The sequence below is a fragment of the Neotabrizicola paludis genome, from assembly GCF_044142105.1.
Classification (GTDB): domain Bacteria; phylum Pseudomonadota; class Alphaproteobacteria; order Rhodobacterales; family Rhodobacteraceae; genus Pseudogemmobacter.
This window is the reverse complement of sequence record NZ_JBGTYM010000003.1, coordinates 94,311-107,616: the sequence shown is the minus strand read 5'-3', so window position 1 is coordinate 107,616 and position 13,306 is coordinate 94,311. Positions and strand designations below refer to the sequence as shown.

The following is a 13,306-nucleotide window of genomic DNA, read 5'->3' as shown; positions in this document are numbered from 1 at the left end:
TCGGGCCCCCTCAGATCCGGTCCCAGGCCGCCAGCACGCTGGCCCGGAATTCCTCATAGGCGCGGTCGAAGCTGGCCCGGGCGCGGCGCCAGGTTTCGCGCGTCATCTCGCGATAGTCGATCTCATAGACCGAAGACAGGAAGCGCCCGGACTGTTCGACCGCCCGCGTCATTTCGATCGGGTGTTCCGCCACATGGGGGCCGAAAACCTTTCGGAAGGCTTCGAACATCGCACGATGCAGGTCATTGCCCGGCTCATAGCGCGTCATCAGGAAGCGAATTTCAGCAAAGGCCTTGGGCAGACCAATCTTCCCCGCGGGGAAGGTCGCGCCGAAACCCGACAGGTCTTCCAGCGCCTCGGCCAATTGGCCGATGAAGCTGGTGGTGGAATCATATTCCCAATAGCCCGGGCCAGAGGGGATGTAGAGCATGTCCGCCGCGAAGACCGCGTTCATCGACTGATAGCCGATGGCGGGCGGGCAGTCGAACAGGATCAGATCATAATCGTCGTCGCCCAGACCGTCGAGGTAGCGCGAGACGGCGGCGAAGAAGGACCATTCTGGGTTCAGGTGGCGATACTGGGCGCTGGCGAACTCGACAAAGGCCGCATTGGCGCAGGAGGGCACGATGTCGATGGTCGACCAGGCCGTGGGCTTGATGAAATCGGCATGGCGCAGCTCGCCCAAGCCCAGATCGCGGATCGAGGCCGGGATCTGGCGCCGGGGCAGGGCGGTTCCACTGGCCGCTCCCGTAGCGGCCGAGTTCATGCTGTCGGTCTCGCGGATCAGGTCGCGGGCCATGATGCCCCAGACAGTGTAATCCTCGGCCACATCGGTCAGGCCCATGGAATGGGACAACGTGGCCTGCGGGTCGAAATCGACCAGCAGCACGCGATAGCCGTCCAGCGCCGCCGCATGGCCCAGATGCAGCGCGACCGTCGACTTGCCGGCCCCGCCCTTGAAATTGGCGACGGCCGCGCGAAAGGCCCGCTTGCCGGCGGGGCGGGGCGGCATCAGCGACTTGCGATTGATCTTCATCTTGCGGCGCAGCGCGTTGATCTCTTCCAGCGTGAACCAGCGCTGGCGGCCATCCGGCTCGACCTCGCCGCCCGGAAGATCGGGCTCGGCCGCGAAACGGCCGCGGAAGGTGGACTGGTTGATCTTGAAGATCAGTTCGGCCACCTCCCAGGACGAGAAGCGGCGCAGCGTCTTGCGGTTCTCGGGGCTGAATGTCTGCTGCCGGATCCAGCTTTGCATCTTAAGCGACTGCGCCTGCAGCCGGGAAAGGTCTTCATGCGTATACATGCCCGCCTCTTCGGAACGTAAATTCTTGTCGACTTCCGAAATACGCCGGATTTGCACAGAATGCAAAAGCGAAGTTATCATGATGCGGAATCTTCCCCGTGGGGAAGAAAAGCGCGGGCGGACAAGGCGTTTCAACCCCAGGCGGCCCGAATCGGTCAGGGTGCAGGGCAGGGCGGTTTCCGGAGGGTGACCGCGCGATATTGGGGGACAAGACCATCTGCCCTACCGCCTATTGGGGGACATTCTGGCGCCATTGGGGGCCAGGCTGGATGTCCCCCAATACCGATGATACCCGAAAATTCGATTGAGGATTGAGGTAGGAAGAAAACCCCCGGACCAAGTCGCTTGACAGAATCGTAAAACCGGACGCAAATATCCAACATGCAGCGAAGAGCGTTGAGATTGCGGCGCTGCACAGGAAGAGGGCGGACAAGCCCCAGACAATCAGGCAGGCCAAAGCCCGAAACGGCCGCGGTTCAGGACAGGAGAACCCCATGCAGCTTCCCCGGCCCGTCGGGCGCGAGGCAGCGTCGCGCAAATATGACATCCTGTCCGCGCTGATGGCCTTTGCCCTGTCTAAGGACAAGCACGTCCAGCGGCAGGTGTTGCGGATCATGGCGCTGATCACCGCACGCTACAATTGGCAGCGCGACGAGCTGACGACGGGGCAGGGCGAAATCGCGCGGCTGTGGTCGGTCGACGAGAGGACGGTCAAGCGCGAGATGGCCCGGTTCCGGGCGCAGGACTGGCTGGTGCTGAAACGTCAGGGCGCGCGCGGTCGGGTCAGTGTCTATGGGCTGAATCTGGGCCGCATGCTTGAGGATACGCGCCCGGCCTGGCCGCTGATCGGCGAGGATTTCGTGGAAAGGCTGCAACCCTCCGAAGCGCGGCCTGCAACGAATGTGGTCGCGCTGCGGCGCGAGCCCCTGCCCGCCGAAGATGGAACGATCTGGGCGCAGGCCCAGGCGCGGCTGCATGAGGAAGACACGGCGACCTATGGCGCCTGGCTGCACAGCCTGACCGAGGCGGCACGCGAGGATGGCTGCCTGATCCTGGTCGCGCCAACCCGGTTCCATGCGACCTATGTGGCTACGAACCTGAAGGATCGGCTGCTTTCTGTCGTTCGGCGCGTCGATCCCAGTGTCCGGGATGTCCAGATCACCGCCTGAGGCGGGAGTTAACCTCAGAGTGCGAAAAGCGGTTTGTTGGCAGTGGCTTACAGACCTTCGACGATCACCACATGCGCTATGCAGGCGCCAGCGCGCGCGGTGCGGGCGGCGCGATAGTCCTCAGACAAATAGCAATCCCTCGCGGCTTGGACCGAGGGAAACTCGATGACGACATGGCGGTCGAGCGCCGGCCCTTCCAGCACTTCCGCCGCGCCGCCCCGGGCAAGGAAACGGGCGCCGTAACGGGCGAAAGCGGCGGGGGCCAGTTTCTGGTAGCCGGCATATGCCTCGGGATCGGTGACGGTCACATGGGCTATCCAGTAAGCCGTCATGGGCGCGTCTCGAGGCTGATCCGGGCGAGTTCGGCCGCGTCCGAAAGATGGGCGTTCACGGCGGCGGCGGCCGCTGCGGGATCACGGGCACAGATCGCCTCGCAGATGCGCTGCATATGGGCCGAGCCCGACGTGCTGCGATTGGTGGTGGCGAGCGTCATCGCGCGCAGCCGCGAGATGCGGCTGTTCAGGCGGCAGACGATTTCCCAGGCAATCTCATGCCCCGCCGCAGTGAAAATCACTTCGTAGAAGCGGGTCGTGGCTGGCAGCAGGGCCTCGGGTTTTGCGCTGGCGAAGGCTTTCTTCAGATCCGCCAAGGCGGCGCGCAACTGCCGGTCGACCGTGGCATCGGCCCGGGCCGCGCAGGCTGCCGCAGCATCCGCTTCGAGCAGGCGGCGGATATCATAGATCTGGCGCGCCTGCGGCCAGTCGAGCCGGGCGACGACAGGGCCACCCCGCGGCAGGGTTTCCACCAGACCCTCTGCTTCGAGATAGCGGATGGCTTCGCGCACGACGGAACGCGACACGCCAAGCTGGTCGCAAAGCGTGCGCTCGACAAGCCGCGCGCCGCCGGGAAACCGGCCCGCGATGATTGCGTCCCGCAAGCGACCGACGACCAGCTCGCGCAGCGTCATGGGTGCGTGATCAATTCTGAGCGTCGTATCGGCGGCCTGGGTCATTGTCGCAGCTTAGGGGGCCGAAGGGCCAGACGCAAGTATCACTTGACATTCCGTAATATGGTATACCATCTTCTTGCCCGAAGCCATCGGAGTGCCCCATGCCCGCGCAGATTCGCAAAACCCTGACCTTCGTCGAAACCACCCTGATCGAAGGCGGTCGCGCCGCTGCCCGACCGTTGAAACTGATCGGCGCTGCCGCGGTCGTGACCAATCCCTGGGCCGGGCGCGGCTTTGTCGAAGACCTCAAGCCCGAAATCCACGATGTGGCGCCCGAGCTGGGCGCGCTGCTGACGGCGATGATTCTCGACGCTGCCGGCGGGGCCGGGAATGTCGAAGGCTATGGCAAGGCGGCGGTGGTCGGCCTGCGCGGCGAACTTGAACATGCGAATGCGCTGATCCACACCCTTCGCTTTGGCAATCACTATCGTCAGGCCGTCGGGGCCAAGACCTATCTGGCCTTCACCAATGTGCGTGGCGCGGCCAATACGCCGCTGATGATCCCGTTGATGGACAAGCATGACGAAGGCCGCCGGTCGCATTACCAGACGGTGCATTTTTCGATTCCCGACGCGCCGGCCGAGGATGAGATCGTCGTCGCGCTGGGGGCCTCGACCGGGGGGCGCCCACATCACCGGATCGGCGACCGTTATCAGGATCTGAAAGATCTGGGCCATGATGTCGCGAACCCTGCATCTGTCTGACGGCGCCACGGTCCGCGTGATCGAGGCGGGCGCGGGTGCGCCCCTGCTGTTGATCCATGGTGTCGGGATGCGGGCGGAAGCCTGGGGCCCGCAGATCGCCGATCTGTCGCGGCGGGCCCGGGTGATCGCGGTCGACATGCCAGGCCATGGCGGCAGCGACGGCCTGCCCTGCGCGCCGCGCCTGCCGGATTATGTGAACTGGGCCGCCCGCGTGGTGTCGGCGCTTGAGCTTGGCCCAGTGGCTGTCGCCGGGCATTCGATGGGGGCCTTGATCGCGACGGGTCTTGCGATCGACCATCCGGCGCTGGTCAGCCGGACAGCCCTGCTGAATGGCGTTCACCGCCGTTCGGCCGAGGCGCGCGCCGCTGTCGAGGCCCGGGCGGCCGAGATCGCGGCAGGGCAGGCGGGCATCGAGGCGCCGCTGGCCCGCTGGTTTTCGCCCGAGGACGGGGCTGTGCGCGAAACGGTGGCGGGCTGGCTTCGCACGGTGCCCCAGGCGGGCTATGCCGCCGCTTATCGCGCCTTCGCCGAGGGGGATGGCGTCTATGCCGGGCGGCTGGGCGAGATTGCCGGACCCTTTCTGGTGCTGACCGGCGAGAATGACCTGAACTCGACCCCCGACATGGCCCGGGCGATGGCCGGGATGGCGCCGCAGGGCCGGGCGGTGGTGATCGCGGGCCATCGGCATATGGTGAACCTGACGGCCCCCGATGCCGTGACCCAGGCGCTTTCGGCCTGGCTGGACAGCGAAAGGATCCGGGCATGACCGAGGTCGATCCCCGCGCCCTGCGCGACGCCTTCGGCTGCTTCATGACTGGCGTGACGGTGGTGACAGCCATCGATCCCGCGGGAAATCCGCTTGGCTTCACCGCCAATTCCTTTGCCTCGGTCTCGCTCGATCCGCCGCTGCTGCTGGTGTCGATCGCGAACAAGTCGGCCAATCTTGAGGCCTTTCGCAGCGCACGAGGGTTTGCGGTCAATATCCTGGCCGAAAGCCAGAAGGATGTTTCGACGACATTTGCCCGTCCGGTCGCAGACCGTTTCTCGACGGTGGAGTGGCGGCGAGGCCCGGTTGGCGCCCCGCTGATCCAGGGGGTCGCGGCCTGGTTCGACTGTGCGATGGAACAGGCGATTCCGACCGGGGACCATACGATCCTTCTGGGCCGGATCGGTGGGTTCGGGGCCAGCCCGCATCCGGGCCTGGGCTATTATCGTGGCGCCTATGTCACGCCTTCGGCCACGGCGCAGGAGCTCCCGGCAGGGCCGGATGTGGTCTTGTCGGCGATCATCGAAAGCGTCGGGCGGGTGCTTCTGGTCGATGACGGTCGAGGCGGGACCTCGGTTCCCATGGTCCGCGTCGGGCGCGCGGGCATTCAGGCCGCGCTTGCCGGGCTGTTCGAGCGGTTGAAGATCGCGGCGGAACCCGGCTCGGTCTATTCTGTCTACGAAGACGCCCAGCTGGGCACCCAGCATATCGCGTTGCGCTGCCCGGCGGCGGCGGATTGCGTGCCGGGGCAGGGGGCCTTTGTCGAGCTTGCGCCGGATGCGCTGGACGATGTCACCGATCCCGCGTTGCGCATCATGCTCGAGCGGCTCGCCGATGAATCGCGGATGGGCAATTTCGGCACGTATTTCGGCACTCATGAAAAAGGGCGCGTGGCGCGGAACGCGGAAGGGCAGGCGAGATGAAGTTCTCTCTTTTCATTCACATGGAACGGGTTACGCCCGATCAGGACGAAAAAGATCTTTACGATCAGATGATTGAACTGTGCAGGATCGCCGACGAGGGCGGCATGCATGCGATCTGGACCGGCGAACACCATGGCATGAACTTCACCATCGCGCCGAATCCGTTGCTGAATCTTGTCGATCTGGCGCGGCGGACGCGGAATGTGCGCCTGGGCACGGGCACGGTGATCGCGCCCTTCTGGCACCCGATCCGTCTTGCGGGCGAGGCCGCGATGGCCGACCTGATCATGGATGGGCGGCTTGATCTGGGCATCGCGCGCGGGGCCTACAGTTTCGAATACGAGCGGCTGATGCCGGGGCTGGATGCGTGGAATGCCGGCGGGCGCATGCGCGAGTTGATTCCGGCGGTCAAGGCGCTGTGGCAGGGCGATTACGCGCATGATGGGCAATATTGGCAGTTCCCCAAGACCACCTCTTCACCCAAGCCGCTGCAACAGCCGGGTCCGCCGATCTGGGTCGCCGCCCGCGACCCGAGCAGCCATGATTTCGCGGTTGCCAATGGCTGCAATGTCCAGGTCACGCCGCTGCATCTGGGCGACGAAGAGGTGGTCAGCCTGATGGAGCGCTTCAACACCGCCTGTGCCGCCCATCCGCAGGTGCCGCGCCCGAAGATCATGGTGCTGCGCCACGCCTATGTCGCCAGCGACGAGGCCGATGCCCAGTTGGCGGCGGAAGAGATCAACCGGTTCTATTGCTACTTCGGCGCCTGGTTCAAGAATGAGCGCCCGATCTCGCAGGGCCTGATCCAGGAGCTGACCGAGGCCGAGATCGCCGCCCATCCGTTCTATTCCGCCGCCGCGATGCGCAAGAACCAGATCATCGGCGAACCGGCCGAGGTGATCCGGCGGATCAAGAGTTATGAGGCGCTGGGATATGATGAGTTCAGCTTCTGGATCGACACCGGCATGAGTTTCGAGCGCAAGAAGGCCTCGCTTGAGCGTCTGATCCGCGATGTGATGCCCGCCTTCGCCTGAAAGGAGCCGAGATGGACCGCTTCCAGCACTATATCGACGGCCGTTTCGAAGACGGGGCGGCGACGTTCGAAAGCCTTGACCCGGCACGCGGAACCGCCTGGGCGGTGATGCCCCTGGCCGATGCGGCAGAGGTTGATCGGGCGGTGCAGGCGGCGGAGCGCGCCTTTGTGCAGGGGCCGTGGCCCGGGCTGACGGCGACGGCGCGCGGAAAGCTGCTGTACCGGCTGGCCGATCTGGTTCAGGCGGCGGCGCCGCGTCTGGCCGCGCTTGAGACGCGGGACACCGGAAAGATCCTGCGGGAGACCAGCGCGCAGATTGCCTATGTCGCGGAATATTATCGCTATTATGCGGGCCTTGCCGATAAGATCGAGGGCGCGCATCTGCCGGTCGACAAGCCGGATATGGAAGTCTGGCTGCGGCGCGAACCGGTGGGCGTGGTGGCGGCCATCGTGCCCTGGAACAGCCAGCTTTTCCTGTCGGCGGTCAAGCTTGGCCCGGCGCTGGCGGCGGGCTGTACCGTGGTGCTGAAGGCGTCGGAAGACGGGCCTGCGCCGCTTCTGGAATTCGCGCGACTGGTGCATGAGGCGGGCTTCCCGCCCGGCGTGGTCAATATCCTGACCGGCGGCCCCGATGCGGGCCGGGCGCTGACCAGCCATCCGCTCGTGGCCCATATCGCCTTTACCGGCGGCCCCGAAACCGCGCGCCACATCGTCCGCGCCAGCGCCGACAATCTGGCGCGGGTCTCTTTGGAACTGGGCGGCAAATCGCCCTTCATCGTCTTTGACGATGCCGATCTGGACAGTGCGGCCAATGCCCAGGTTGCGGGTATCTTTGCGGCGACCGGGCAAAGCTGCGTCGCGGGATCGCGGCTGCTGGTGCAGGACAGCGTGAAGGAGGCCTTTCTTGCCCGGCTGAAGGCCAAGGCCGAGGCCGTGGCCATCGGCGCGCCCGACCGGATGGAGACCGAGGTCGGGCCGCTGTGCACCGCGCGTCAGCGCGACCGGATTGTGGATCTGATCGCCCGCTCTGTCGCCGCAGGTGCGCGGGTGATCACCGGCGGCAGGGCCCCGGCCGGGGCGGGGTTCTACTTTCCGCCCACCATCCTGGACTGTTCCGACGCGCCGGAGGCGCCAGCCCTGAACGAAGAATTCTTCGGCCCCGTCCTGTCGGTGCGCAGCTTTGCCACCGAGGCCGAGGCGCTGGCCCTGGCCAATGACACGGCTTTCGGATTGGCGTCGGGCGTTTTCACCCAGAACCTGACCCGAGCCCATCGCATGATCCGCGGCATCCGCGCCGGGATCGTCTGGGTCAATACCTACCGTGCGGTGTCGCCCATCGTACCCTTTGGCGGCCACGGCCTTTCGGGCCACGGGCGCGAGGGTGGGCTTGCCGCCGCGCTTGATTACACCGCGGTCAAGGCGGTCTGGCTTCGGACTTCGGACGATCCGATCCCCGACCCGTTCGTCATGCGCTGAAAACAGATTTCATGGGAGGAGAGAACATGAAGAAGACGCTTCTGGCGCTCGCTGTCGCCACTGCCTTTGCGGGCAGCGCACGAGCAGATGACATGGTGTTCACGTCCTGGGGCGGCACGACCCAGGATGCGCAGACGGAACATTGGGCCGCGCCCTTCACCGAGAAGACCGGCATCGCCGTGGTGCAGGACGGGCCGACCGATTACGGCAAGATCAAAGCCATGGTCGAAGCCGGCGCCGTGACCTGGGACGTGGTCGATGCCGAATTCGACTGGGCCTTGCAGGCGGGCGGGCAGGGGCTGCTTGAGCCGCTGGATTTCAGCGTGATCGACAAGACCAAGCTGGATCCGCGTTTCGTTTCGGACTTCGCGGTGGGATCGTTCTACTATTCCTTCGTGCTGGGCTGGAACCCGGCCAATTTTTCGGGCGCGCAGCCTGCGACGCTTGCGGATCTGTTCGACACCCAGAAATTCCCCGGCAAGCGCACCTTCTACAAATGGTCGGCGCCGGGCGTGATCGAAGCGGCCTTGCTGGCCGATGGGGTGAAGCCCGAAGAACTTTACCCGCTTGATCTGGACCGCGCGTTCAAGAAGCTCGACACGATCAAGTCTGACATCATCTGGTGGGAAGGCGGCGCGCAGAGCCAGCAGCTTCTGGCTTCGGGCGAGGCGCCGATCGGCTTTTTCTGGAATGGGCGTCTGGCGGCACTGAAGGCCGACGGGATGGACGTGGGCATAAGCTGGGATCAGAACATCACGGCCGCCGATGCGCTTGTCGTGCCGAAAGGGGCCAAGAACAAAGAGGCGGCGATGAAGTTTATCGCCGAGGCGACGAGCGCCGAAGGGCAGGCCGCCTTTGCCGCCGCCTCGGGCTATGCGCCGATCAACCTTGGCTCGGCCGAGCTGATGGACCCGGCGGTGCGTGCCACGCTGCCCGATGCGCAGACCGCGCTTCAGATCAATGCCGATCTGGCCTATTGGGCCGCGCATCGCGACGAGATCGGCAACCGCTGGTACGCCTGGCAGGCGCAATAGCCGCCTCACCGCAGCCCCGGGCGGGACAGAGCTTCGCCCGGGGATCCCCGACCGACTGAAGGACCCGACGATGTCGACCGCCACAACCCGCCGCGGGTCGGGCCTTGGCTTTGCCATGCCCGCGATCCTGCTGCTCGCTGCCTTTTTCATCATCCCGGTCGCGGCGCTGCTGATGCGGTCAGTGACGGAACCGGAGCTGGGCCTGCAGAATTACGCCGCCCTTCTGGGCAGTGCGACCTATGCGAAGGTCTTCCTCAACACCTTCTTCGTGGCAGGGCTGGTGACCGCGGTGACCATCCTGATCGCCTTCCCGGTGGCCTGGGCCCTGGCGATCCTGCCGCGGCCCTGGGCGGCGATCCTGTTCGCGGTGATCCTTCTGTCGATGTGGACCAACCTTCTGGCGCGGACCTATGCCTGGATGGTGCTGCTGCAACAGACCGGGCTGATCAACCGTGCGCTGATGGCGATCGGGCTGATCGACCAGCCCCTGCAACTGACCAACAACCTTATCGGCGTCACCATCGGCATGGTCTATATCATGCTGCCCTTCATGATCCTGCCGCTGGTCGGTGTGATCAGGAAGATCGACCCCGCCATCCTGCAGGCTGCCGCCCTGTGCGGCGCCACGCGGGGGCAGGCGCTGCGCCGGGTCCTGCTGCCCCTGGCTGCGCCGGGCCTGGTCTCGGGCGGTCTGATGGTCTTTGTCATGTCGCTTGGCTATTTCGTGACGCCTTCGCTTCTGGGCGGAACCGCCAACATGATGCTGCCCGAGCTGATCGTGCAGCAGGTCCAGAGCCTGGTGAACTGGGGCATGGGCGGGGCCGCCGCCTTCCTGCTGCTGGTGGTGACGCTGGGGCTCTATGCTCTTCAGCTGCGCTTTTTCGAACCGAAGGAGGCGCGCTGATGCTGCTCGATTTCGACAAGCTGGGCGCCTGGCGCTGGATCCTGGCCACGATCTGCGCGGCGATGGCGCTGTTCCTCCTTTTGCCGATCCTGTTCATCATCGCGCTGTCCTTCGGCTCGTCGCGCTGGCTGATCTTTCCGCCGCCGGACTGGACACTGAAATGGTATCAGGATCTTTTTGCCGATCCGCGCTGGCTCGAGGCGGCTTTCACCTCGGCCAAGATCGGCGTGATCGTCATGGTCCTGTCGGTCGGGTTCGGGCTTCTGGCCGCGCTTGCGCTGGTGCGCGGGCGGTTTCGCGGCCGGGCGGTCCTGCGGGCCTTCTTCCTGACGCCGATGGTCCTGCCGGTCGTGATCGTCGCAGTCGCGCTGTACGCCGCCTTTCTGCGGCTTGGTCTGAACGGCACCCTGCCGGGCTTTGTCATCGCCCATCTGATCGTGGCGCTGCCCTTTGCCATCATCACGATCTCGGGCGCGCTGGAGACTTTTGACCCGGCGATCGAGGAGGCTGCGATCCTTTGCGGCGCCAGCCCGTGGGAGGCGCGCCTGCGCGTCACTCTTCCCGCGATCCGCCACGGCCTGTTCTCGGCGGCGATCTTTTCCTTCCTGATTTCCTGGGACGAGGTCGTCCTGGCGATCTTCATGGCCTCGCCCAGCCTTCAGACCCTGCCCGTCAAGGTCTGGACGACGCTGCGACAGGATCTGACCCCGGTGATCGCCGCCGCTTCGACCCTTCTTGTCGCGCTGACCGTTGTGCTGATGGTCCTTGCCGCGCTGCTTCGCAAAGGCAAATCCGAATGACTGTTCCTTATCTTCAAATCGACGGTATCCGAAAGCTCTATGGCGATGTCGTGGCCACGGACAGGGTCGACCTGACCATTGCCGAGGGCGAGTTCATGACCTTCCTTGGTCCTTCGGGATCGGGCAAATCGACGACGCTCTATATCCTTGCCGGGTTCCAGGACCCGACCGCTGGGGATATCCGGCTGCGCGGCCAGTCGATCCTGAACACGCCGTCGCACAAGCGCAACATCGGGATGGTCTTCCAGCGCTATACCCTGTTTCCGCATCTGAGCGTGGGCGAGAACGTGGCCTTCCCGCTGCGCGTGCGGCGGATGGGCAGCACCGAAATCGCCGAGCGGGTGAAGCGGGCGCTGGCGCTTGTCCGTCTGGAAGGGTTCGAGGACCGGATGCCCGCCAATATGTCGGGCGGGCAGCAGCAACGCGTCGCGCTGGCCCGCGCACTGGTCTATGATCCGCCAGTCCTGTTGATGGACGAACCGCTTTCGGCCCTGGACAAGAAGCTGCGCGAGGAGATTCAGTTCGAGATCCGCCGCATCCACCAGGAAACCGGGGTCACGATCCTGTATGTCACGCATGATCAGGAAGAGGCGCTGCGCCTGTCGGATCGCATCGCCATTTTCAACAAGGGCCGGATCGAGCAGGTCGGCACGGGACCGGAACTTTATGCCGAACCCGCCACCCGCTTCGTGGCGGATTTCATCGGCGACAGCGCCTTTCTTCCGGGGGAGCTTTCGGATGTGGCGGGGCAGCGCACTGGGCTGCGCTTCCCGGATGGCACGCGTGTCGCGGCGGTGCCGTTGCATGGGCAGGGCAGGGCAGGGGCGAAGGCCGATCTCATGTTGCGCCCCGAGCGGATCGAACTGGATCGGGCGCCCGGCCCTGATGGCGCGACGCTTCCGGTGACGGTCGAGGATTTGACCTTTCTGGGCAACAATACCACGGTATCGGCGCGCACCGCCTGGGGGGCGCCGCTGACGGTGCGGCTGAACTTCGGTCATCCGCTGACCGGACAGCTTGCACGCGGCAGCCATCTTCATATCCGCTGGGCGCCCGAAGCAGCGCATGCTTTCCTGCGCGAGTGACGGGTTGCGCCAGGCGGGGTGCGAGCTTCGGATGACCCGGCCGCGCGGCAGAAGATCACGCGGGCGCGGGCAGCATGCGCCCGCGCATGACGTTCTGGTCCACCAGCGCCTGCACCTGACCGCGGAACACCGCCTTCACTGCCCGCGCCGATTGGGACAGTTCCGAGAATTCGTGCCAGGCGAAGGACAGGGTCCGCTCGATCACCGGCTGCACGATCCGCGTGGCGCTGAGCAGCCCGGCCTCAATTTCCATCGCGAAGGCTGAATAGGGCACGACCGTATAGGCCGGCCCGGCAAGAACGATGCTGCGGAAGACCGAGAGGGAATCCTGCTCCACCGCCACATTGATCCTTTGCCCGATCCGCGCCGCCGTATTCTCCATCTCGATGCGAAGCTGGTTGCGCCTTCCGCCCATGACCAGCGGAAAGCGGTGCAGGTCGGCGAATGCGACCTCGTCGCCCATGCCCACCGGCCGCTGGCGCCCGACCAGATACAGATCCTGCGCCAGAACCGGCTCGGATGCGGCGCCCACCAGGGTCGAGACATTCGGCAAAAGCCCGAAATCCACCTGGCGCGAGGTGACGAGCGTGTCGCTTTCCACCCGCATCAGATCGAGGATGACCAACCTGATCTGCGGATGCGCGCGTCGGACGGCCCAGTACAGCTGCCCGGCCAGAATGGCCGCGGCTGACGCTGCCAGAACCACCCGCACCTCGCCCGCAAGCCCGGCCGAGGCATGCACGGTTTCTTCGCGCACCTGCTCGACATGCCGGAACAGAGATAGCGCGCCGTCATGAAGGCGCTTGCCCGCCTCGGTCAGGGTCACGCCCTTGGCACTGCGTTCGAACAGAGGCTGCCCGAGCGAGTCTTCCAGCGCCCGGATATGGGCGGAAAAGGCCGGCTGGGCCAAGTGGACTGCCCGCGCCGCCGCGGAAATGCTGCCGTGACGGGCGGCCTCGACGAAATAGCGCAATTGATCCAGACGCATGGAGATCCTGATCCTGGTATCGCAAATCGCGATGGATCATATCGCAAACTAATATTTTTGCTATGACCTTTTGTCACCTATTCCTCACCGCAGCAAGGACCCCGCCGTCGCG

At 65.3% G+C, this 13,306-nt stretch carries 14 protein-coding genes; 10 read left to right on the top strand and 4 right to left on the bottom strand.

Annotation, left to right across the window (positions count from 1 at the left end; all coding sequences use genetic code 11):
- Positions 1-10: 10 nt before the first annotated feature.
- The gene (locus tag ACED67_RS09015) at positions 11-1,303 is read right to left on the bottom strand and encodes an AAA family ATPase (RefSeq protein WP_395541262.1); all 1,293 of its coding nucleotides are present in this window, start codon (positions 1,301-1,303) and stop codon (positions 11-13) included.
- A gap of 494 nt (positions 1,304-1,797) precedes the next feature.
- Here ACED67_RS09015 and ACED67_RS09010 point away from each other — a divergent pair, with 494 nt between their 5' ends.
- Positions 1,798-2,472 (top strand): DnaA N-terminal domain-containing protein, encoded by a 675-nt coding sequence (locus tag ACED67_RS09010; RefSeq protein ID WP_395541261.1) that lies wholly within the window; start codon positions 1,798-1,800, stop codon positions 2,470-2,472.
- Between the two features lie 47 nt (positions 2,473-2,519).
- Here ACED67_RS09010 and ACED67_RS09005 read toward each other — a convergent pair whose 3' ends face one another.
- The gene (locus tag ACED67_RS09005; protein ID WP_395541260.1) at positions 2,520-2,804 is read right to left on the bottom strand and encodes a DUF1330 domain-containing protein; all 285 of its coding nucleotides are present in this window, start codon (positions 2,802-2,804) and stop codon (positions 2,520-2,522) included.
- Positions 2,801-3,484, bottom strand: a complete 684-nt coding sequence (locus tag ACED67_RS09000) for a GntR family transcriptional regulator (RefSeq protein WP_395541259.1) — start codon at positions 3,482-3,484, stop codon at positions 2,801-2,803. Before ACED67_RS09000 ends, ACED67_RS09005 begins: the two co-directional genes overlap by 4 nt.
- A gap of 98 nt (positions 3,485-3,582) precedes the next feature.
- Here ACED67_RS09000 and ACED67_RS08995 point away from each other — a divergent pair, with 98 nt between their 5' ends.
- The 9 genes from ACED67_RS08995 (at position 3,583) to ACED67_RS08955 (ending at position 12,206) form a co-directional block, all read left to right on the top strand.
- Positions 3,583-4,185, top strand: coding sequence for an amino acid synthesis family protein (locus ACED67_RS08995; RefSeq protein ID WP_395541258.1), 603 nt, complete (start codon positions 3,583-3,585; stop codon positions 4,183-4,185).
- Positions 4,157-4,951: an alpha/beta fold hydrolase gene (locus tag ACED67_RS08990; protein WP_395541257.1), complete on the top strand. Its 795-nt coding sequence runs from the start codon at positions 4,157-4,159 to the stop codon at positions 4,949-4,951. Before ACED67_RS08995 ends, ACED67_RS08990 begins: the two co-directional genes overlap by 29 nt.
- Positions 4,948-5,874 carry a flavin reductase family protein gene (locus ACED67_RS08985; protein ID WP_395541256.1) on the top strand — a complete coding sequence of 309 codons (927 nt, stop codon included), beginning with the start codon at positions 4,948-4,950 and terminating at the stop codon, positions 5,872-5,874. Before ACED67_RS08990 ends, ACED67_RS08985 begins: the two co-directional genes overlap by 4 nt.
- Complete coding sequence (locus ACED67_RS08980) at positions 5,871-6,908, top strand: LLM class flavin-dependent oxidoreductase (RefSeq protein WP_395541255.1); 1,038 nt, start codon at positions 5,871-5,873, stop codon at positions 6,906-6,908. The genes ACED67_RS08985 and ACED67_RS08980 overlap by 4 nt, the downstream gene beginning before the upstream one ends.
- Before the next feature lie 11 nt (positions 6,909-6,919).
- Positions 6,920-8,383 (top strand): aldehyde dehydrogenase, encoded by a 1,464-nt coding sequence (locus ACED67_RS08975; RefSeq protein ID WP_395541254.1) that lies wholly within the window; start codon positions 6,920-6,922, stop codon positions 8,381-8,383.
- Positions 8,384-8,409: 26 nt separating this feature from the next.
- Positions 8,410-9,417, top strand: coding sequence for an ABC transporter substrate-binding protein (locus ACED67_RS08970; protein ID WP_395541253.1), 1,008 nt, complete (start codon positions 8,410-8,412; stop codon positions 9,415-9,417).
- Between the two features lie 70 nt (positions 9,418-9,487).
- Complete coding sequence (locus tag ACED67_RS08965; protein ID WP_395541252.1) at positions 9,488-10,321, top strand: ABC transporter permease; 834 nt, start codon at positions 9,488-9,490, stop codon at positions 10,319-10,321.
- Positions 10,321-11,121: an ABC transporter permease gene (locus ACED67_RS08960; protein ID WP_395541251.1), complete on the top strand. Its 801-nt coding sequence runs from the start codon at positions 10,321-10,323 to the stop codon at positions 11,119-11,121. The genes ACED67_RS08965 and ACED67_RS08960 overlap by 1 nt, the downstream gene beginning before the upstream one ends.
- Positions 11,118-12,206, top strand: coding sequence for an ABC transporter ATP-binding protein (locus ACED67_RS08955; protein ID WP_395541250.1), 1,089 nt, complete (start codon positions 11,118-11,120; stop codon positions 12,204-12,206). Before ACED67_RS08960 ends, ACED67_RS08955 begins: the two co-directional genes overlap by 4 nt.
- A gap of 55 nt (positions 12,207-12,261) precedes the next feature.
- On the opposite strand, the gene ACED67_RS08950 is transcribed toward ACED67_RS08955, so the two are convergent.
- Positions 12,262-13,194 (bottom strand): LysR family transcriptional regulator, encoded by a 933-nt coding sequence (locus tag ACED67_RS08950; RefSeq protein ID WP_395541249.1) that lies wholly within the window; start codon positions 13,192-13,194, stop codon positions 12,262-12,264.
- Between the last annotated feature and the right edge of the window lie 112 nt (positions 13,195-13,306).